This window comes from Pseudomonas sp. ATCC 13867 (assembly GCF_000349845.1).
Taxonomy (GTDB): domain Bacteria; phylum Pseudomonadota; class Gammaproteobacteria; order Pseudomonadales; family Pseudomonadaceae; genus Pseudomonas.
The window spans coordinates 1,906,446-1,925,950 of sequence record NC_020829.1; the positions used below are offsets into that span (position 1 = coordinate 1,906,446).

At 65.6% G+C, this 19,505-nt stretch carries 18 protein-coding genes; 14 read left to right on the plus strand and 4 right to left on the minus strand.

From position 1 onward, the window contains the following. The first annotated feature begins 70 nt into the window (after positions 1 to 70). From H681_RS08700 to H681_RS08735, 8 genes are all read left to right on the plus strand, one after another. Complete coding sequence (locus H681_RS08700; protein WP_015476482.1) at positions 71 to 922, plus strand: LysR substrate-binding domain-containing protein; 852 nt, start codon at positions 71 to 73, stop codon at positions 920 to 922. A 589-nt stretch (positions 923 to 1,511) separates the two neighbouring features. Beyond that, positions 1,512 to 2,567, plus strand: coding sequence for a putative 2-aminoethylphosphonate ABC transporter ATP-binding protein (locus tag H681_RS08705; protein WP_015476483.1), 1,056 nt, complete (start codon positions 1,512 to 1,514; stop codon positions 2,565 to 2,567). A 1-nt stretch (position 2,568) separates the two neighbouring features. Further along, positions 2,569 to 4,272 carry a putative 2-aminoethylphosphonate ABC transporter permease subunit gene (locus H681_RS08710; RefSeq protein ID WP_015476484.1) on the plus strand — a complete coding sequence of 568 codons (1,704 nt, stop codon included), beginning with the start codon at positions 2,569 to 2,571 and terminating at the stop codon, positions 4,270 to 4,272. Positions 4,273 to 4,366: 94 nt separating this feature from the next. Then, entirely contained in the window at positions 4,367 to 5,392 is a 1,026-nt protein-coding gene (locus H681_RS08715) for a putative 2-aminoethylphosphonate ABC transporter substrate-binding protein (RefSeq protein ID WP_015476485.1), read from the plus strand. A 131-nt stretch (positions 5,393 to 5,523) separates the two neighbouring features. After that, the gene (locus tag H681_RS08720; RefSeq protein ID WP_015476486.1) at positions 5,524 to 6,654 is read left to right on the plus strand and encodes a TIGR03364 family FAD-dependent oxidoreductase; all 1,131 of its coding nucleotides are present in this window, start codon (positions 5,524 to 5,526) and stop codon (positions 6,652 to 6,654) included. 162 nt (positions 6,655 to 6,816) lie between these two features. Next, positions 6,817 to 7,839, plus strand: coding sequence for a transporter (locus tag H681_RS08725; RefSeq protein ID WP_015476487.1), 1,023 nt, complete (start codon positions 6,817 to 6,819; stop codon positions 7,837 to 7,839). 459 nt (positions 7,840 to 8,298) lie between these two features. After that, complete coding sequence (locus H681_RS08730) at positions 8,299 to 9,537, plus strand: glutamine synthetase family protein (protein WP_162140836.1); 1,239 nt, start codon at positions 8,299 to 8,301, stop codon at positions 9,535 to 9,537. 260 nt (positions 9,538 to 9,797) lie between these two features. Further along, positions 9,798 to 11,132 (plus strand): MFS transporter, encoded by a 1,335-nt coding sequence (locus H681_RS08735; RefSeq protein WP_015476489.1) that lies wholly within the window; start codon positions 9,798 to 9,800, stop codon positions 11,130 to 11,132. A 50-nt stretch (positions 11,133 to 11,182) separates the two neighbouring features. Here H681_RS08735 and H681_RS08740 read toward each other — a convergent pair whose 3' ends face one another. The 4 genes from H681_RS08740 to flgA form a co-directional block, all read right to left on the minus strand. Next, positions 11,183 to 11,932: a flagellar brake protein gene (locus H681_RS08740; protein WP_015476490.1), complete on the minus strand. Its 750-nt coding sequence runs from the start codon at positions 11,930 to 11,932 to the stop codon at positions 11,183 to 11,185. 98 nt (positions 11,933 to 12,030) lie between these two features. After that, complete coding sequence (locus H681_RS08745) at positions 12,031 to 12,492, minus strand: flagella synthesis protein FlgN (RefSeq protein ID WP_015476491.1); 462 nt, start codon at positions 12,490 to 12,492, stop codon at positions 12,031 to 12,033. Between the two features lie 48 nt (positions 12,493 to 12,540). Continuing rightward, positions 12,541 to 12,855, minus strand: a complete 315-nt coding sequence (gene flgM, locus H681_RS08750) for a flagellar biosynthesis anti-sigma factor FlgM (RefSeq protein ID WP_015476492.1) — start codon at positions 12,853 to 12,855, stop codon at positions 12,541 to 12,543. Positions 12,856 to 12,987: 132 nt separating this feature from the next. Beyond that, positions 12,988 to 13,695, minus strand: a complete 708-nt coding sequence (gene flgA / locus H681_RS08755; RefSeq protein WP_015476493.1) for a flagellar basal body P-ring formation chaperone FlgA — start codon at positions 13,693 to 13,695, stop codon at positions 12,988 to 12,990. 118 nt (positions 13,696 to 13,813) lie between these two features. On the opposite strand from flgA, the gene H681_RS08760 reads away from it, so the two are divergent. From H681_RS08760 to H681_RS08785, 6 genes are all read left to right on the plus strand, one after another. Further along, positions 13,814 to 14,752, plus strand: a complete 939-nt coding sequence (locus tag H681_RS08760; protein ID WP_015476494.1) for a chemotaxis protein CheV — start codon at positions 13,814 to 13,816, stop codon at positions 14,750 to 14,752. A gap of 128 nt (positions 14,753 to 14,880) precedes the next feature. After that, on the plus strand, positions 14,881 to 15,702 hold the full coding sequence (gene cheR / locus H681_RS08765) for a protein-glutamate O-methyltransferase CheR (protein ID WP_015476495.1): 822 nt from the start codon (positions 14,881 to 14,883) through the stop codon (positions 15,700 to 15,702). Positions 15,703 to 16,008: 306 nt separating this feature from the next. Beyond that, entirely contained in the window at positions 16,009 to 16,416 is a 408-nt protein-coding gene (gene flgB, locus H681_RS08770) for a flagellar basal body rod protein FlgB (RefSeq protein WP_015476496.1), read from the plus strand. Positions 16,417 to 16,421: 5 nt separating this feature from the next. After that, complete coding sequence (gene flgC / locus H681_RS08775; RefSeq protein WP_015476497.1) at positions 16,422 to 16,865, plus strand: flagellar basal body rod protein FlgC; 444 nt, start codon at positions 16,422 to 16,424, stop codon at positions 16,863 to 16,865. A gap of 16 nt (positions 16,866 to 16,881) precedes the next feature. Continuing rightward, complete coding sequence (gene flgD, locus H681_RS08780; protein WP_015476498.1) at positions 16,882 to 17,574, plus strand: flagellar hook assembly protein FlgD; 693 nt, start codon at positions 16,882 to 16,884, stop codon at positions 17,572 to 17,574. A 162-nt stretch (positions 17,575 to 17,736) separates the two neighbouring features. Then, positions 17,737 to 19,251: a flagellar hook protein FlgE gene (locus H681_RS08785; protein WP_015476499.1), complete on the plus strand. Its 1,515-nt coding sequence runs from the start codon at positions 17,737 to 17,739 to the stop codon at positions 19,249 to 19,251. The last annotated feature ends 254 nt before the right edge of the window (positions 19,252 to 19,505 follow it).

The window sequence follows — 19,505 nt, forward strand, 5'->3', positions numbered from 1 at the left end:
GGCTGGCGCCGGATTGCCGGCGGCGCTTGGAAAAATGTTGATGAATTTTACGAACCAGCGGGTCTAGCGGATGCTGAGTGCAGAACTGAAAGCGTTCTATCGGGTGGCGAAGCTGGGTAGCATCACCCAGGCGGCAAAGAAGCTCGGCCTGAGCCAGCCCACCGTCACCACCCAGATCCGCAACCTGGAAAGCCAGTACGCGGTGGAGCTGTTCTACCGTGGCGGTCGCCGCCTGACCCTGAGCGACGAGGGCGCGCGCCTGCTGCCGATGGTCGAGGCGCTGCTGCGGCAGGAAGCCGACATCGAGTTCTACCTGCGCAATTGCGGGCAGATGCAGGGGGCGCTGCGCATCGGCGCCACCTCTCCTTACTACGTGCTCGGGCTGATCAAGAGCTTCCGCGAGCGTCATCCGCAAATCGAAGTGTCGGTGGAGATCGGCAACTCCCAGCAGGTGCTCGAAGCGCTGGTGGAGTGCCGGGTCGACCTGGCGGCGTCCTCGCAGCAGGTGGACGATGCGCGCCTGACCCGCGTGGTGCTCGGCAGCGATCCGCTGGTGCTGGCGGTGCACCGCAGCCATCCGCTGGCGATGCAGGCGTCGGTGGCCCTGGGTGATCTGCGCAATCACTGCCTGCTGATGCGCGAGGCGGGTTCGACCACTCGCGAACTCACCGAGGCGATGTTGCAGGAAGCCGGGGTGACGCCGGCCTCGATGCTGGAAATCGGCAGCCGCGAATCGATCCGCGAGGCGGTGATCCGCAACCTGGGCGTGAGCATCATTTCTCGCCAGGAGGTGCCGGATAATCCGCAACTGAGCGTGCTGGAGATCGTTGGTGCGCGGCGGATCGATGAGTATCTGTATTGCCTGAAGGATCGGCGGCAGGCGCGGTTGCCGAGTGCGTTCCTGGGGTTGGCGCAGGTGTAGGAGCGGACTCCGTCCGCGGTGCTTTTCTTTTGGGTTTAGGAATTTCCGCGTCGCTTCGGCGTGTGTTGGTAGATTTTGTTTCGCCCTCTCGGGCGAGTCACTTTCTCAAACGCGAGAAAGTAACCAAAGCGCTTGCCCCTGCATCCGGCCCCGGCTTCGCCGGGGTTCCCCCGCTCCATCGAAGTTTCAGGGGCCCGCGTCGATGGGCCATCCATGGCCCAACGACGCTCTCGCGACATCCATGTCGCTCAACCCCTGAAACTCCGATTCCACTCGGCCTCCTGAAGGGGCGTTCCGGCGTGTGCGGAGGTTTCTCTGGAAGCCTTATAAGGCGAGAGCCAGAGCGGAAGCTGTGCTCTCGTAGTAGCGGACTCCGTCCGCGATCCGCTTGACGACTAGGCCGCAGACCAAACCACTCAATCCCGCCGTTTCGCAAAATTTTTCACCCTCATACCAAAATTTGCCTATGGATCTATCGGTGCACTTTTCATCATCGCAATAGAGCCGTCGCATTCGCTCCCTAGCATGAGCCTCGTCAAGTCACGCCGCTGCCCACGGCGCGTGAGTCACAGGAGCACGAGGTACCGCCATGCATCCCACCCTCGCCGGCACGCCGCTCAGCGTGCGCCACATCCGTAAACGCTTCGGCCAGTTCATCGCCCTCGACGGCGTGTCGCTGGACGTCAAGGCCGGTGAGCTGGTCTGTCTGCTCGGCCCCTCCGGTTGCGGCAAGACCACGCTGCTGCGCTGCATCGCCGGCCTGGAGCGCCAGGACGAAGGCAGCTTGCACCTGGGCGAGCGCGATGTCTCGCTGCTGCCGCCGCAGGCGCGGGACTACGGCATCCTGTTCCAGTCCTACGCGCTGTTCCCCAACCTGACCGTCGAGCAGAACATCGCCTACGGCCTGGCCAATGCCAGCAAGGACGAATCCCGCCGCCGCGTCGGCGAGATGCTGGAACTGGTCGGCCTGGCAGGCAGCGAGAAGAAGTATCCCGGCCAACTCTCCGGTGGCCAGCAGCAGCGCGTGGCGATGGCCCGCGCGCTGGCGCCGAGCCCGTCGCTGCTGCTGCTCGACGAACCGATGTCGGCGCTGGACGCCCGCGTCCGCGAGCACCTGTGCGGCGAGTTGCGCCAGTTGCAGAAGAGCCTGGGCATCACCACCGTGATGGTCACCCACAATCAGGACGAAGCCATGCTGATGGCCGATCGCATCGCGGTGATGAACCACGGGCGCATCGAGCAGTACGGCACCGCCCAGGAGATCTACAGCGCCCCGAGCACGCCCTTCGTCGCCGAGTTCGTCGGCCAGGGCAACTGGCTGCCGTTCGAGCGTGGCAGTGACGGCCAGGTTCGCGTCGGCACTCTCAGCCTGCGCCTGCAGGACCAGGCTGCGAGCGCCTCGGGCCGACTGTTCTGCCGCCCGGAGGCGATCAGCGTGAACCCGGCGGTGCACCAGGAGAACCTGTTCCGCGCGCAGATCCGCGAGATCACCTTCCTCGGCAACCGCTGCCGCATGAGCTTCGAGCTGGAGCAACTGCCGGGACATGCGCTGCTGGCGGAGCTGGCGCCGGAAGACATGCCGCGCCTGGGCACCCCGGATATCTGGGTGTCGCTGCCTCCGCGCAGCCTGCAGGTGTTCGCCTGAGATGGAGGCCGTGGTGAATCGCAGTCCGGCGCTGGCCGTCGACAAGCTCCGTGGCGATCTGGGCGATCGTCTGTTCGTGCGTGGCGGCAAGTGGCTGCTGCTGGTCCTGCTCATCCTCGCCGTGCTGTTGCCGCTGTTGGCGATCTTCTGGCGCGGCTTCAGCGGCGAAGCGGGGCAGGGCGGTGGTCTGGCCGCCATGAGCGAGTTGCTGCGCAGCGACAACTTCCACTGGTTGCTGGGCAACAGCCTGAAGGTTTCCCTGGGCGTGGCGGCCATCGTGGTGCCGGCCGCCTACCTGTTCGCCTATGCGCTGCAACGCACGCTGATCCCGGCCAAGGGCCTGTGGCGCGGGATTTCCCTGCTGCCGCTGCTGGCGCCGTCGATGCTGCCGGGCATCGCGCTGATCTACCTGTTCGGCAACCAGGGCCTGCTGCGCGGTTGGATACCGGACAACATCTACGGCTTCTGGGGCATCGTCCTGGGCGAGGCCATCTACACCTTCCCCCATGCACTGATGATCCTGCTGTCGGCCCTGTCGCTGGCCGATGCGCGGCTGTTCGACGCCGCCTCCAGCATGGGCGCCAGTCCGTGGAGGGCTTTTCGCAGCATCACCTGGCCGGCCTCGCGGCAGGGCGTGTTCGCCGCCTTCTGCCTGGTGTTCACCCTGACCATCACCGACTTCGGCGTGCCGGTCGTGGTGGGCGGCGATTACCAGGTGCTGGCGCTGGAAGCCTACAAGGCGGTGGTCGGCCAGCAGCAGTTCGGCCGCGGCGCGCAGATCGGCATGGTCCTGCTGCTGCCGGCGCTGCTCAGTTTTGCCGTGGACGCCTGGCTGCGCCGCAGCCAGCGCGACGCCATGAGCGGCCGCGCGCAGGTCTACCACCCGAAGCCGTCGCGTCGTCGCGATGCCGCCTTCCTCGCCATCGTCGTGCCGATCTGCGCGGTGCTGCTGGGTGTGCTGGGCATGGCGGTGTACTCCTCGCTGGTGAAGTTCTGGCCCTACAACCTGTCGCTGTCGCTGCGCCACTATGACTTCGACGCCACCGCCGGCGGCGGCTGGCTGGCCTACCGCAACAGCCTGACGATGGCCGCCTGCACGGCGATCATCGGCAGCGCGGTGATCTTCACCGGCGCCTACCTGATCGAGAAGACCCGCGAGCAGCAATGGCTGAACCAACTGCTGCGCATGCTCTGCTTCGTGCCGATGGCCGTGCCGGGCCTGGTGCTGGGCCTGGGCTACGTGTTCTTCTTCAACCTGCCGAGCAACCCGCTGCATGTGTTCTACGGCAGCATGGCGCTGCTGGTGGTGTGCACCATCGCCCACTACCTGACCACCGCGCAGATGACCGCCACCGCCGCGCTGCGCCAGCTCGACGGCGAGTTCGAGGCCGCCGCGCTGTCGCTGAAGATGCCGCTGTGGCGCCACTACCTGCGCATCACCGTGCCGATCTGCCTGCCGGCGCTGCTGGACATCATCCGCTACCTGTTCGTCTCGGCGATGACCACCGTCTCGGCGGCGATCTTCCTCTACAACCCGGACACCATCCTCGCCGCCGTCGCCGTGCTGAACATGGACGACTCCGGCAACGTCGGCGGCGCCGCCGCCATGTCCACCCTGATCCTGCTCACCTCCGCCGCCGTGTCGCTGCTGCTGGCCGGCGCCTCGCGAGGGCTGCTGCGCCGCTCCCAGGCCTGGAGGAAGTGACCACCGGTTTTCCGTTGCACCTCGTTGAACTCTCACCGTTGCACTGATCGTCATCCCCGCGAAGCCGGGGCCCCAGGAATAAAAGGAGCTCCACATGTTCAAACGTCTTGCCCTCGCCGCCGCCGTGGTTGCTGGTTTTGCCGCACAGGCGCACGCCGCCGACACCGAGCTGACCGTCTACACCGCCCTGGAACCGGAACAGCTGAGCGCCTACAAGCAGGCCTTCGAAGCCGAGAACCCGGACATCCGGATCAAGTGGGTGCGCGACTCCACCGGTATCGTCACCGCCAAGCTGCTGGCCGAGAAAGACCGTCCGCAGGCCGACGCCGTCTGGGGCCTGGCTGCTTCCAGCCTGGCCATCCTCGACCAGCAGGGCATGCTCGAGCCCTACGCGCCCAAGCACCTGGACGCCATCGGCAAGAACTACCGCGACGCCGCCAATCCGCCGACCTGGGTCGGCATGGACGTGTGGGCCGCGACCATCTGCTTCAACACCATCGAGGCCGAGAAGCTGGGCCTGGAAAAACCCATCAGTTGGCAGGACCTGACCAAGCCCGAGTACAAGGGCAAGATCGTCATGCCGAACCCGGCGTCCTCCGGCACTGGCTTCCTCGACGTCTCCGCCTGGCTGCAGACCTTCGGCGAGAAGCAGGGCTGGGCCTACATGGACGCCCTGCACGAGAACATCGGCCAGTACGTCCACTCTGGCTCCAAGCCGTGCAAGCTGGCCGCCGCCGGCGAGTTCCCGATCGGCATCTCCTTCGAGTACCCGGCCGTGCAGCTCAAGCGCCAGGGCGCGCCGCTGGACATCGTCCTGCCGAAAGAGGGCCTGGGCTGGGAAATCGAAGCCACCGGCATCATCAAGGGCACCCAGCATGAAGCTGCGGCGAAGAAACTCGCCGACTTCTCCGCCAGCCCCAAGGCGATGGAGCTGTACAAGGAAAACTTCGCCGTGCTGGCACAGCCGGGCATCGCCAAGCCGCAGACCGAACTGCCGGCCGACTACGAGCAGCGCCTGATCAAGAACGACTTCGCTTGGGCCTCGAAGAACCGCGACAGCATCCTCGCCGAGTGGCGCAAGCGCTACGACGGCAAGTCGGAGAAGGTCGCGCAGAAGTAAGCGCGCAAGCCCTCTTCGCGCACCGGAAGAGGGCGCCGCGCCGACGACGGCGCGGCCACATCGTTGAACCCTCGCGCCTGCCGCCATCCGTGCGGCAGGCGCGACGGGCACCTCGCAAGAAGGATTCCTCCATGAGCCAGACCCACTGCGACGTCGCCATCGTCGGCGCCGGCATCCTCGGCCTTTCCCACGCCTACGCCGCCGCCCGCCGCGGCCTCTGCGTGCGCGTCTTCGAGCGCTCCGCCACGCCCCTGGGCGCCTCGGTGCGCAACTTCGGCCAGGCGCTGGTCACCGGCCAGCCGCCGGGCGTGATGTCGGGCCTGGCGCGGGCCAGCCGGTCGATCTGGGCGCACTGGGCCGAGCGGGCCGGGTTCTCCCTGCGCCGCAACGGCTCGCTGCTGTTCGCCCGCACCGAGGCCGAAGAAGCGCTGCTGGAAGCCTTCTGCGCTGGCCGCGCGAAGGAGCAGGAGTACAAGGTCGAGCTGCTGCGCGACAGTGCGCTGAACGACCTCTACCAGGGCCACTTCCGCCATCACCGCGCGGCGCTGCACGGCTTCGACGACCAGCAGCTGTACTCCCGCGAGGCACTGCCGACGCTGATCGAATACCTGCGCCGCGAACTGGACGTGCGGTTCCATTTCTCCACCCTGGTCCGCGACGTCGATACCGGCGTGCTGCGCACCACGGCGGGCACCTTCACCGCCGGGCAGGTGATCGTCTGCTCCGGCCACGACTACCAGACGCTGCTGGCCGAGGCCATCGCGCCACTGGAGCCGCAGGTGTGCCGCCTGCAGATGCTGCGGGCGCGTCCGCAGTTCGACTTCGGCCTGGGCCATGCGCTGCTCACCGGGCTGAGCTGCGTGCACTACGGCGCCTTCGCCGACCTGCCGGAAGCTGAAGCGATCCGGGGGCAGATTCGCCGCGAGACGCCGGAGCTGGAAGCGCAGGGCATCCACCTGCTGATCAGCCCGACGCCTTATGGCGAGCTGATCATCGGCGACTCGCATCATTACGGTAGCGATGCCGCGCCGTTCAATGCGGAGGCTGTGGACACGCTGATGCTGGCGCTGGCCGAGGACACCCTGGGCATGTGCGTGGAGGTGGTCGAGCGCTGGCAGGGCGTCTATGGCTCGCGCGGGCCGGGTCCGTTCTCGGTGCTGCAGGCGGCGGACGGGGTCACTGCGGTGTTGATGCATACGGGCGTGGGCATGAGCGTCGGGCCGGAGCTGGGCGAGCGGACCGTCGCGGCCCTGTTCGGCTGACATGTAGCTGTCACCTGACTTTCATGGGCATCTGATAACACCAAGGGGCGGGTGTGATCTGCTCTTCGTAGGAGCGAGCTTGCTCGCGAACAGTCCGTGCCGTGCGGGTTCGCGAGCAAGCTCGCTCCTACAAGGTTGGACATACGTCCGCAGCGGAGTCCCATGAACCACAGCATCGTCCAGAGCCATCAGGATTCCGACCTGTTCGGCCTGCTCTATGGCTTCAGCTTCCGTCCCGGCCAGCCTGGCCTGGAAATCGATTCGCCCACCGCGCTGCAGCGCCTGCGGGAGCCGCGCGCGGCGGACGAGTTTCTCTGGCTGCACCTGAACCTGGCGCACGCGGCTTGCGAGCGCTGGATGAAGTCGTACCTGGAGCTGCCGGACTACTTCTTCGAAACCCTGCGCGAAGGCTCGCGTTCGACCCGCATCGAGCATGTGGATGGCGCGTTGCTGGCGGTGGTCAACGATGTGGTGTTCGACTTCGGCAGTCGCATGTCCTCGGACGTCTCCACCTTGTGGGTGTGCGCCCGCGGCCGCCTGCTGGTCACCGCCCGCGCCCAGCCGCTGCGCTCGGTGGATACCCTGCGTTCCTCGGTGAAGCACGGCGAGTGCTTCCACTCGCCGCTGGAGCTGCTGATCCATCTGCTGCGCGACCAGGCTGAGATCCTCACCCGCATCGTCCGCGAGACCAGCACCAGCGTCGATCGCATCGAGGACCAGCTGTTGTCCTCGCGCCTCTCGACCAGCCGCGCCGACCTGGGCGCCATGCGCCGTGTGCTGGTACGCCTGCAACGCCTGCTGGCGCTGGAGCCGGGCGCGCTGATGCGCCTGCTCAACCGTCCGCCGGAGTGGTTGAAGGACGACGACGTGCGGGTGCTGCGCGAGGCCACCGAAGAGTTTTCCCTGGTGATCAACGACCTCACCGCGCTGGGCGAACGCATCAAGCTGCTGCAGGAAGAGATCGCTGCAAAGATCAACGAGCAGAGCAACCGCACGCTGTTCACCCTCACCGTGGTCACGGTGCTGGCGTTGCCGATCAACATCATCGCCGGCTTCTTCGGCATGAACGTCGGCGGTATTCCGTTTTCCGGCGATCCGGAGGGGTTCTGGATCCTGGTGGTGCTGGTGGCCAGCTTCACCGGCCTGGCGGGACGCTGGGCGTTTCGCAAGCGGGATGATTACTGAGCGCCCGGCAGCTCTTCTGTCGAGGGGAATGCCCCTCGGGTTCGCGAGCAAGCTCGCTCCTACAAGGTTGGGCTGACCCATTGGCGGATCTTCCTGTAAGCGGGCCATGCCTGCGAATCGCGCGCAAGGCGCGCTCATACGGTGGTGCGGGTCCCGTAGGCGCGGACGGCATGGCCTTTCCTGCAGGAGCGGACTCTGTCCGCGATTCGGCCGCCAAGCCGACAGAAGAGCATCGCGGACGACGTCCGCTTGTACGGAAACTTCCTTCTCCTCGCTGCTTGAAATATCGAACGAGTGGTGCGTATTTTGTACAGGCTACGCACCGTGCGCGGCCTCGTATTACAAGGATAAGAAGTCATGAGTAGCGATCTGCGCAGCCCGCTCGCCGAGCGTCTGGCTGGAGTCGAAGAGATCGAGTGCGTCACCCCCGACCTCAACGGGGTGCCGCGTGGCAAGGTGATGACCGGGGAAGGTTTCCTCACCGGCCGCCGCCTGCAACTGGCGCGTGGCGTCCTGTTGCAGTGCATCATGGGCGGCTACCCGCCGGCGAAATTCTATGGCAGCGATGACGGCGACCTCGCCCTGGTCGCCGAGCCGACCCAGATCCACCGTCTGCCCTGGAGCGACGAGCCACGCGCCTTCGCCATCTGCGACGCGGTGGAGCTCGACGGCCAGCCCTCCGGTCTGTCCACCCGCGGCCTGCTCAAGCGAGTGCTGGCGCGCTATGCCGAGCGCGGCTGGAGCCCGGTGGTGGCGACCGAGCTGGAGTTCTTCGTCTTCGCGCCCAATCCCGACGCCAGCGAAGCCTTCCAGGCGCCGGTGGGCCTCGACGGTCGCAGCGAGATCGGCCACTCGGCCTTCAGCGTGTCTTCCAACAACGGCCTGCGCCCGTTCTTCCAGGACGTCTACCGCTGCATGGCAGCGGTGGGGCTGGAACGCGACACCTTCATGCACGAGATGGGTACTACCCAGTTCGAGATCAACTTCCTGCATGGCGACCCGGTGCTGCTGGCCGACCAGACTTTCCTGTTCAAGCACCTGCTCAAGGAAGTGGCGCTCAAGCACGGCCTGATCGTGGTCTGCATGGCCAAGCCGCTGGCGCACACGCCGGGTAGTTCGATGCACATCCACCAGAGCGTCGTCGACGGCGAAGGGCGCAACATCTTCACCGATGCCAACGGCGAGGCTACGCCGGCGTTCCGTCACTTCATCGGCGGCCAGCAGGCGTGCCTGGCGGACTTCACCCTGCTGTTCGCGCCGAACGTGAACTCCTTCCAGCGCCTGTGCCACCCGTACGCGTCGCCGAACAACGCCTGCTGGTCCCACGACAACCGCGCCGCCGGCCTGCGCATTCCGGCCAGCGCGCCGGTGGCCCGCCGCGTGGAAAACCGCCTGCCGGGCGCCGATGCTAACCCCTACCTGGCCATCGCCGCCAGCCTGGCGGCCGGCCTGCACGGCATCGAGCGCGAACTGGAGCCGACCGAGGCGATCCAGGGCGAGTTCGAGGTCCCCGAGGAACTGTTGCTGCCCTGCACGATGTACGACGCCCTGCAGCGCCTGAAGCGCAGCGAGCTGGCCCGCGAGGCGTTCGGCAACGAGTTCATCGACGGCTACGTGGCGACCAAGTCGATGGAGCTGACCAGCTTCTTCGACGAGATCACCCCGTGGGAGCGCCGCGTGCTGGCCGCCCAGGCCTGACCGCTGCGCGGGCACGCCGACACAGTCGCGCCGAAACACTGGTGCGGCTGCGATCGGCGGGCATTTCTCCAGCATCCTCGCGCATCCCGCCGCCATCCTCCAGGATGCTCCGCAATACGCTTCGCGACCCCCTCTGTTCCACGCCCGGCAGGGCTCTCGACGCGCCCTCCGGCACGCTCTAAGGTGTCATCGCACGTCCCGCTTTCCGCTGTCCGGGCGCCGCCAGCCGCGCTCGGGGCCGTTCTGGACCAGGAGGTCCGATGCACCGGATTTTCACCGCCTTCCGCGCACTCTATTTCGCCACCGTGATGTTGTTGACCGGCTCCGGCCTGCTCAGTACCTACCTCGCCCTGCGCCTGGCGGAGGCGAAGGTGGATGGGCTGTGGGTGGGCGCCATGATGGCGGCCTATTACCTGGGGCTGGTGCTGGGCGGCAAGATCGGCCACCGGCTGATCGCCCGCGTCGGCCACATCCGCGCCTATGTCGCCTGCGGCGGGGTGGTCACCGCGGCGGTGCTGGGCATCGGCCTGCTGCCCTGGCTGTCGGGCTGGCTGGTACTGCGGACGCTGATCGGCCTGGGGATGATGTGCCAGTACATGGTCATCGAAAGCTGGCTCAACGAGCAGGCGGAGGCGCGCCAGCGCGGCGCGGTGTTCGCCGGCTACATGGTGGCGTCCTACCTTGGCCTGGTGGCTGGCCAACTGGTGCTGGTGGTGCATCCGACCCTGGGCCAGGAACTGCCGATGATGATCGCGCTGAGCTTCGCCCTGTCGCTGGTGCCGGTGGCTATCACCCACAAGGTTCACCCCGCGCCGCTGCGCCCGGCGCCGCTGGAGCCGCGTTTCTTCATCCAGCGTGTGCCGCAGTCGCTGACCACGGTGCTGGTGTCCGGGCTGGTGATCGGTTCCTTCTACGGCCTGGCCCCCCTGTACGCCACGCGGCAGGGCCTTTCCAACGAGCAGGTCGGCCTGTTCATGGGCGGCTGCATCTTCGCCGGCCTGCTGGTGCAGTGGCCGCTGGGCTGGCTGTCTGACCGCTACGACCGCGCCGTGCTGATCCGCAATGCGGCGATCCTGCTGCTGCTGTTCGCCTTGCCGCTGGCGCTGCTGCCGATGTTGCCGCTGCCGGAGATGTCGTTGTCCCTGGCGCTGCTGCTGCCGATGGGGTTCCTGGTCTGCCTGGTGCAGTTCACCCTCTATCCGCTGGCGGTGGCGTTCTCCAACGACCACGTCGAGGGCGATCGCCGCGTGTCATTGACGGCGATGCTGCTGGTGACCTTCGGTGTCGGCGCCTGCATCGGGCCGCTGGCGGCCGGTGCGCTGATGAAGGTGTTCGGTGCGAACATGCTGTATGCCTTCGTCAGCGCCTGTTCGCTGATCCTGATCTGGCGCGTGCAGCCGGAGAAGGTCAGCGGCGTGCACCGGGTCGACGAGGCGCCGGTCAAGCACGTGGCCACGCCGGACAGCCTGGCGTCCTCGCCGCTGTCCGCCGCACTCGATCCGCGGGTCGATGAAGCGGCGGTGGAAGAGCAGATGAAGGGCAACGACAGCAGCGTGTCGGCGCCGGAAGCGGAAGAGGAAAGCCGGCCCGCCTGAGGGGCCGTGAGGAGGGCGGCAAACGCTTGCCGCCCGGCGTCAGGTGCGGGTCAGAACAGCTCGTCCTTCTCGAAGCGCCGGGCTTCGCGCTGCAACTGGTAGACGAAGCGCTCGATGTTGCGCTGGACCAGGCCGCTGACCTGCAGGAAGCGCACGCCGGCGAAGCTGACGCCGACCTTTTCCTCGAAGTGCACGTGGCGCAGTTCCACTTCCAGGGTGATGGCGCCGAAGGGCAGGCGGGCGGTGAAGCGCTCGTAGACCTGTCCCGGTTGCAGGCGGTCGCTGGCGTTGCCGTCCAGGCGAATCTTGCAGCCGGTGGCGGAGATGTCGATCAGGTTGCCCTTGATCGGGGCCTTGAGCTTTTCGCCGGCGATTTCCACTGCCACCGGCTGGCCCTGGCTGACGCTGGCGCGGAAGGCATTGCGGCGCTGGTGGTAGAGCACTTCGTCCGGCACGGGCAGCCAGTAGCAGCGGGCGCCGTCGATCTCGGCGAAATAGGCGTTCTGCCGGCATTCCCAGGCGATGCGCACGCCCTCGTGGAAGGCTTCGATGCGGAACGCTTCGCCGTTCTGCAGGAAGCGCTCGCCGTCGTTGGGGATGAGTTCGTCCAGGGCGATCAGGTTGCGCTCGCGGTTGACCGCGACGACGAAGCTCTGGAAGCGCTGGTTGCGGTCGTCGAAGGTGATCACCAGGGGATCGTGGCTGTCCATGAGCATCCGCAGGCTGGCATGGATCTCCACTGGGGCCTTGAGCCGCTTCGGTGGTTGAGGGCCGTTTTCCTCGACAAACAGGTTGGCCACGGTCCGCGGATCTCCATCTTGATTGTGTTTGTTATGGATAGGGCATGGGACATGCCGATGATGGCATTGTGCCCAAAGGCCGGCCGCCAGGCCAGTGCTCAGGCCTGGCTGAGCGGACGCTGTCGGCTGCCCTGAGTCGAGCTGCCGCGACGGTCGTAGAGATTGGGAGTGTCCTGCCCGCGCAGAATGTCGAGCAGGCGGCCGGTGCTGGCCTGGCCGGCGCGGATGATCCGGCCGTTGCGCTGGCTGGCGTCCTGGCATCGTTCGAGCAGCGCGCCCAGCTCATCGCCACGCGCCAGCAGTTCGGCGTTGCCGCTGCGCTCGGCGAGTTGCGTCAGTCCCTGGCGATCCACGCTGACACCCGCTTGCTGCAGCGCGGTGGCGCGCTCGCGGCCATTGCGTTCGAGCTGCTGCATCAACGGTACCTTGCGTTCGAGCAACTGTTGCAGCTGCGCCAGATCGCGCGCTTGCAGCGCCTGGTACTCGTCATCGATCAACTGCAGCAACTGACGGGCTGCGTCGATGTCGCCGTCGATCAGGGAAAGCAGGGCATCGGACATCTTGGGCTCGGCACTCGGGCTAGCGGGTTACCCAGCGCGACGCAGGCGTCAGCGCTGGGACTCGAAATCGAGCAGCTTGCTGGCGACTTTCTGGCTGTCGACCTGATAGCTGCCATCGGCGATCGCCTGCTTGATGCGGGCCACCTTTTCCTTGTCGACCACGGGCTGGTCCTTCAGTTGATCGCTGACTTTCTGCAACTGCTGGGCGGTATCGCTGAGCTGTACCGATTCGCCGCTCTTGGTCGGAGCGTTGGCGGTGGCGGGCTCGGCCGGGGCTTCGCTGCGACCGTTCTGCGCAGCACCGCTACGGCCAGTGGTGGCTGGCGTAGAGGCCGGGTTCAGCCGGTTGAAGTCGATAACCATGTTGGAAACCTCTGGAGGTATTTGGACGCTTGCCAAGCTTTTCGGCCGGCAGGCGGAAAACTTTAGGCCGATTTTTTGCGCACCCGAGCACAGTTTAGTGAAGGCTGCGCCCATCATGCCAGACTCGGCGCACTACAGGTTGACTTCGACGGCTCCGGGCTCCACCACGCGCGCCTTGACGATACGCTGCGAACGCAGGTTGCGCACGCGGATCTGTTGGCCGGGCACGCCGTCGGAGAGGGCTTCGCCGGGCATCATCACGTGGATGGCGCTGGTGCGGGCGCGGATCACCACCTGGTCGCCCTTGCGGATCGCCTCGGCCTGTTCCAGGAAGACCGGTGCGAGCACCTGGTCGATCATTGCCGGGCGCCGGAGCTTGAAGCCGATTACCCGCTCCGGGTCGGTCAGGTAGCCCTGGGTCAGCGGGCCGACGTCGCGCTCCACCATCGAGATGTCGGCGGCTTCGATGACGTGGTCGCGCTTGAGCGGAAGGGTGGTGACGACCACCTGGCGGAACAGCTTCACCGTGGCCGGTACGAATACCGTCCACGGCGAACTGCCGTCGCAGCGTACCCGTACGGTGACGCGGCCGACCGGCTGGGCCGGGCTTTCCAGGGCCTGCGTCAAGTCCTTGTCGCATTGCACCAGGCGCAGACGGGGGTCGATGCGCGCCACTTCGATTTCATAGCGCGCGTCGATTCCGCTGGTCCGCAGATAATCTTCCACTTTGAACTCAAGAAAGCCCTGGGTGGAGCCGATAAGGATTTCAGGCGCGGTGAAGCCGCCGGCCCTCGTGGGGCCGGCGGCCAGTGCGGCACATACACCGAGCAGGGCGGCCATGAGGTCGCGCGCGCTTCGGAACTGTCGGAAAAATGTCGTTGCCTGTTTCATGCAACGGGTTAAGCAATGGTCGTGCCGCCTGACGGGGTCGGGCGGCGTTGCGTGCAGGGGAGGCTCAATGGCCGGAGTCATGGATTCAGTCAACCAGCGGACGCAGCTGGTCGGCCAGAATCGTCTCGAGCTGCTGCTGTTTCGGCTGAACGGCAGCCAGTTGTACGGGATCAACGTGTTCAAGGTGAAAGAGGTACTGCAGTGCCCGCGCCTGACCGTGATGCCCAAGTCCAGCCAGGTGGTGCGCGGGGTGGCGAACATCCGTGGCGGCACCATTCCGATCCTCGATCTGGCGCTGGCCACGGGGCGTCACGCCCTGCGGGACATCGGCAACAGCTTCGTGATCATCACCGAGTACAACACCAAGGTGCAGGGCTTCCTGGTGCACTCGGTGGAGCGCATCGTCAACATGAACTGGGAGTCGATCCACCCGCCGCCCAAGGGCACCGGCCGCGACCACTACCTGACGGCGGTGACGCGAGTCGATAACCAACTGGTGGAAATCATCGACGTGGAGAAGATCCTCGCCGAGGTGGCGCCAACCCCGGAAGACATCTCCGAGGGCGTGCTGGACGCCGACACCCAGGCCCGCGCGGTGAGCAAGCGCGTGCTGGTGGTGGACGATTCCTCGGTGGCGCGCAAGCAACTGGTGCGCTGCCTGGAGACCGTCGGCGTCGAGGTACTGGCGCTGGGCGATGGCCGCCAGGCGCTGGACTACCTGCGGCAGATGGTGGAGGCGGGCGGGCATCCGGGCAGCGAGCTGCTGATGGTGATCTCGGACATCGAGATGCCGGAAATGGATGGCTACACCCTGACCGCGGAAATCCGTCACGACCCGCGCATGCAGGATGTGCATATTCTCCTGCATACTTCGCTGTCCGGGGTGTTCAACCAGGCGATGGTGAAGAAGGTCGGCGCTGACGACTTCCTCGCCAAGTTCCGTCCCGACGACCTGGCCGCCCGCGTGGCGGACCGGATCAAGGCGGTGGACGGCACGGCGGCCTGAGTAGGCCCGTGCGGGTCAATGGGGCGGCGCCGGTGCCGCCCCCCGGTCTTCGGCTATGGTTTTTGAACACCGGTCAGGCAGTTGCCGCCGTGTCGACGGCAACCGTCCATGAGTAAAGAGGCGTATCTGTGACATCCACCAATGCTGATTTCGAGCTGTTCCGGGATTTCCTGGAGAAGACCTGCGGCATCCTTCTGGGCGCCAACAAGCAGTATCTGGTCGCCAGCCGCTTGAACAAGTTGATGGAGCAGCAGGGCATCAAGTCCCTCGGGGAACTGGTGCAGAAGGTCCAGGGCCGCAGCCAGTTGCGCGAGCAGGTGGTGGACGCCATGACCACCAACGAGACCCTGTGGTTTCGCGATACCTATCCCTTCGACGTGCTGAAAAGCCGGGTGCTGCCGGAGATGATCAAGGCCAGCCCCGGCCAGCGCCTGCGCATCTGGTCGGCGGCCTGCTCCTCGGGACAGGAACCCTATTCGCTGTCGATGTCCATCGACGAATTCGAGCGCACCAACCTCGGCCAGCTCAAGGCCGGCGTGCAGATCGTCGCCACCGATCTTTCCGGCTCCATGCTCACTGCCTGCCGCGCCGGCGAGTACGACAGCCTGGCGATCGGCCGCGGCCTGTCGCAGGAGCGCCTGGCCCGCTACTTCGACCAGAAGACGCCGGGGCGCTGGACGGTCAAGCCGGCGATCAGGAGCCGCGTGGAGTTTCGCGCGCTGAACCTGCTGGACAGCTATGCCACGCTGGGCAAGTTCGACATGGTGTTCTGCCGCAATGTGCTGATCTATTTCTCGGCGGAGATGAAGCGCGACATCCTGCTGCGCATCCATGCCACGTTGAAGCCGGGCGGGTACCTGTTCCTCGGTGCGTCGGAAGCGCTCAATGCGTTGCCGGACCATTACCAGATGGTCCAGTGCAGTCCGGGGATCATCTACAAGGCCAAGTGATGGGGGGCGGGGGCTTGATGGTTTTTCAGGATGAATGACGTTTCAAGCGTTATCCGCCGTCTTGGTCGGTGTTTCTGCGTCGCTCCGCCCCTACGAAAGGCAACCAGAAGCGGCAGCGGTGCAGAAGGGCGGCGCGCTTGCCGCCTTGCTCCCGGCGGCAAGGAAACCGGTTGCCGCTTGCCGCTGTTTGCCGCCCCTTGCCGCTCTCGGTATGCACTCAAGCCATTGATATTAAAGGATATGTAAATCTGGCACGCACCTTGCTGAAGTGTTGGCAAGCCCACACCGGCAAACAGGTTCGCGACCATGAGCATCAGCTTCGACAAAGCCCTCGGCATCCACCAGCAAGCGCTGAGCTTCCGCTCCCAGCGCGCTGAAGTGCTGGCCAACAACCTGGCCAACGCCGACACGCCGAACTACAAGGCGCGTGACCTGGATTTCGCCTCGGTGCTGGCGGCCCAGTCCGACAAGCTCAAGAACGGTACCTTCAACGCCACCCGGACCAACGCGCACCACATTGCCGCCGAGGGTTTCGGCATGGGCGACGAGTCGCTGAAGTACCGCAACCCGACCCAGCCGTCGATCGACCAGAACACCGTCGATGAACAGATCGAACAGTCCAACTACGCGGAGAACTCCGTGCAGTTCCAGGCCTCCTTCACCTTCCTCAACAACAAGTTCAAAGGGCTGATGAACGCCCTGCGCGGGGAGTAATCGCCATGTCGCTCGCCAGTGTCTTCAACATCGCCGGTACCGGCATGAGTGCCCAGACCACCCGTCTGAACACCACCGCGTCGAACATCGCCAACGCCGAGACCGTCTCCTCCAGCGTCGACCAGACCTACCGTGCCCGCCACCCGGTGTTTGCCACCCTGTTCCAGCAGGCCCGGGGCGGCGACCAGGGTTCGCTGTTCGGCGAGACCGACCAGGCCGGCACCGGCGTGCAGGTGCTGGGCGTGGTCGAGGACAAGAGCTCGCTGATCCCGCGCTACGAGCCCAACCACCCGGCCGCCGACAAGGATGGCTACGTCTACTACCCCAACGTCAACGTGGTGGAGGAGATGGCCGACATGATCTCCGCCAGCCGTGCGTTCCAGACCAACGCGGAAATGATGAACACCGCCAAGCAGATGATGCAGAAGGTCCTGACCCTGGGTCAGTAAGCGCTGAGGAAGCACGATGAGCATCGACAACAGCAGCATCAATGGCACCGGCTCGGTTCTGGACCAGTACTCGATCCAGAACGACAGCAAGGGCACGACCGGCAAGAACAACCTCGGCAAGGATGAGTTCCTCAAGCTGCTGGTCGCGCAGATGAACAACCAGGACCCGATGTCGCCGCAGGAAAACGGCGAGTTCATCGCCCAACTGGCGCAGTTCAGTACCGTGGAAGGCATCCAGTCGCTGAACAGCAGCATGGACAGCATCCTCTCCAACTACCAGTCGTCCCAGGCCCTGCAGGCCTCGTCGCTGGTGGGGCGCAAGGTCATCGTGCCGACCGACAAGTCGATGGTCGACACCGCCGAAACCTTCAAGGGCACCTACACCCTGCCGGTTTCCACGGCCAACAGCTGGGTCAACATCTATGACGACAAGGGCACCCTGGTGAACCGCATCGAGATGGGCCAGCAGACCGCCGGCAACGTCAACTTCATGTGGGACGGCAAGGATTCGAGCGGCAATCTCATGCCGCCGGGACGCTACAAGTTCGAGGCGCAGACCAACTACGAAGGCCAGACCTACGGCCTGACCACCTTCCTGCCGGCCAACGTCGACAGCGTGACCCTCGGACAGAACGGCGGCGAGCTGACGCTGAACCTCGCCGGGCTGGGCAGCATCGGCCTGTCCAAAGTGCAAATCATCGGCCAGTAACGGACCAGACCAGGAGCCATCGAGCTGGCGTTGGGCAAGGCGGAAGTGGACGAGGACGCGGTTTGCAAATGAGCCGTCCGAGCCCGCTTCCAACACCGCCCAGCCGACGCGCAGAGGCTCCTGAACAGATTCGCGTCGGCGATACCGACAAGGAGATTAGAGATGTCTTTCAATATCGGACTCAGCGGCATCAAGGCCGCCTCCAGTGACTTGAACACCACCGGCAACAACATCGCCAACGCCAGCACCGTCGGCTTCAAGCAGTCACGTTCGGAGTTCTCCGATGTCTATGCCGCCTCCGTGCTGGGCTCCGGCAGCAACCCGGTCGGCAGCGGCGTGCTGCTGTCCAACGTCTCGCAGCTGTTCAACCAGGGCACCATCGATTCCACGCAGAACGCGCTGGACATGGCCATCAACGGCAACGGCTTCTTCGTCACCAGCAACAACGGCGCGATCAGCTACACCCGTGCCGGCTACTTCGGTACCGACAAGAACGGCTATGTGGTCGACAACAACGGCTACCGCCTGCAGGGCTACCCGGTGAACGGCCAGGGTCAGTTGCAGAATGGCGTGGTCGGAGACCTGCGCATCGAAACCGGCAACCAGGCGCCGAAGGCCACCAGCCAGATCGCCCAGACCTTCAACCTGAACTCCACCAACACCACGCCGACGGTCACCCCGTTCAACGCCAACGACCCGACCACCTACAACTCCTCGACCTCGGTGAACGTCTACGACAGCCAGGGCAATGCCCATGTGCTGACCCAGTACTTCACCAAGACCGGTCCCAACGACTGGACCATGAATGTGCTGGTTGACGGCCGCAACCCGGGCAATCCGACCGACGATACCGCCGCCATCACCGCTGCGACCAATGCGGCGGGTGCGACGGGGGCCGATGCGGCGAGCGTTCTCGCGGCGGTCAGCGACCCTGCCGCCGGTGCCTCGGCGGCTGCCGTCGCCGCCGCCACCGCAGCGGCCAATGCTCCGGGCGCCACCGCGGCCAGCGTGCTTGCCGCGGTCAACGGCATGGGCAGCAGCCCGTACCAGGTCAACCTGACCTTCAGCGCGGCCGGCCAGTTGCTGACCCAGACGCCGGTGAACAACCTCACGGGCGATGGCTTCACCCCGAACCCCAATGGCGACGGCACCCTGGTGCTGGGCGACTGGATCCCGGCGATCTCCGACGGCAAGACCCCGCCGACCTGGAACGCCAACGGCGCCACCCCGAACACGGGTGGCATCACCCTGGACGTGCGCAAGTCCACCCAGTACGCCACGGCCTTCGCGGTGAACAGCGTCAACCAGGACGGCTACACCACCGGCCAGCTATCGGGCCTGGAAATCGACGATCAGGGCAACATCTTCGCCCGTTACACCAACGGCCAGTCCAAGGTGCAGGGCCAGGTGGTGCTGGCGAACTTCGCCAACGTCCAGGGCCTGAACCCGATCGGCAAGACCTCCTGGGTGCAGTCCTCGGAGTCCGGCGAGCCGGTGATCGGCACCCCGCGTTCGGGCACCCTTGGCGCGTTGCAGTCCGGTGCGCTGGAGGCGTCCAACGTCGACCTGTCCAACGAACTGGTGGACCTGATCGTCGCCCAGCGCAACTACCAGGCCAACGCCAAGACCATCCAGACCGAGGATGCGGTCACCCAGACCATCATCAACCTGCGCTAAGGCCCTGCTCGCTCCTGCAACTGGCCACCTGCGCCGACGTTCAACTGTAGAGTGGACTTCGTTCGCAATGCTTTTCGTAGGAACACAACGTTATCCGCCGCGCTGGGTACCGCTTCGCTCGGCGCCATCCTGCAGAGAGCGGCAAGGCCCCTTGCCGGTGGCGGCAGGGCATCGCCGCCGCCGGCTTCGAAAGGCTCCTTCGGGAGCCTTTTCTTTTTATAAGCCCTTGTAGATCAAACTCTTACGCTCGTTCT

Bases quoted from the DNA above. Each gene is read 5' to 3' on its own strand.
- flgB (WP_015476496.1), top strand. From the start codon at position 16,009: ATGAGCATCAGCTTCGACAAAGCCCTCGGCATCCACCAGCAAGCGCTG.
- H681_RS08785 (WP_015476499.1), top strand. From the start codon at position 17,737: ATGTCTTTCAATATCGGACTCAGCGGCATCAAGGCCGCCTCCAGTGAC.
- flgM (WP_015476492.1), bottom strand. From the start codon at position 12,855: ATGGTTATCGACTTCAACCGGCTGAACCCGGCCTCTACGCCAGCCACC.
- H681_RS08760 (WP_015476494.1), top strand. From the start codon at position 13,814: ATGGCCGGAGTCATGGATTCAGTCAACCAGCGGACGCAGCTGGTCGGC.
- H681_RS08700 (WP_015476482.1), top strand. From the start codon at position 71: ATGCTGAGTGCAGAACTGAAAGCGTTCTATCGGGTGGCGAAGCTGGGT.
- flgD (WP_015476498.1), top strand. From the start codon at position 16,882: ATGAGCATCGACAACAGCAGCATCAATGGCACCGGCTCGGTTCTGGAC.
- flgA (WP_015476493.1), bottom strand. From the start codon at position 13,695: ATGGCCGCCCTGCTCGGTGTATGTGCCGCACTGGCCGCCGGCCCCACG.
- H681_RS08745 (WP_015476491.1), bottom strand. From the start codon at position 12,492: ATGTCCGATGCCCTGCTTTCCCTGATCGACGGCGACATCGACGCAGCC.
- H681_RS08715 (WP_015476485.1), top strand. From the start codon at position 4,367: ATGTTCAAACGTCTTGCCCTCGCCGCCGCCGTGGTTGCTGGTTTTGCC.
- H681_RS08725 (WP_015476487.1), top strand. From the start codon at position 6,817: ATGAACCACAGCATCGTCCAGAGCCATCAGGATTCCGACCTGTTCGGC.
- H681_RS08720 (WP_015476486.1), top strand. From the start codon at position 5,524: ATGAGCCAGACCCACTGCGACGTCGCCATCGTCGGCGCCGGCATCCTC.
- H681_RS08735 (WP_015476489.1), top strand. From the start codon at position 9,798: ATGCACCGGATTTTCACCGCCTTCCGCGCACTCTATTTCGCCACCGTG.
- H681_RS08705 (WP_015476483.1), top strand. From the start codon at position 1,512: ATGCATCCCACCCTCGCCGGCACGCCGCTCAGCGTGCGCCACATCCGT.
- H681_RS08710 (WP_015476484.1), top strand. From the start codon at position 2,569: ATGGAGGCCGTGGTGAATCGCAGTCCGGCGCTGGCCGTCGACAAGCTC.
- H681_RS08730 (WP_162140836.1), top strand. From the start codon at position 8,299: ATGACCGGGGAAGGTTTCCTCACCGGCCGCCGCCTGCAACTGGCGCGT.
- flgC (WP_015476497.1), top strand. From the start codon at position 16,422: ATGTCGCTCGCCAGTGTCTTCAACATCGCCGGTACCGGCATGAGTGCC.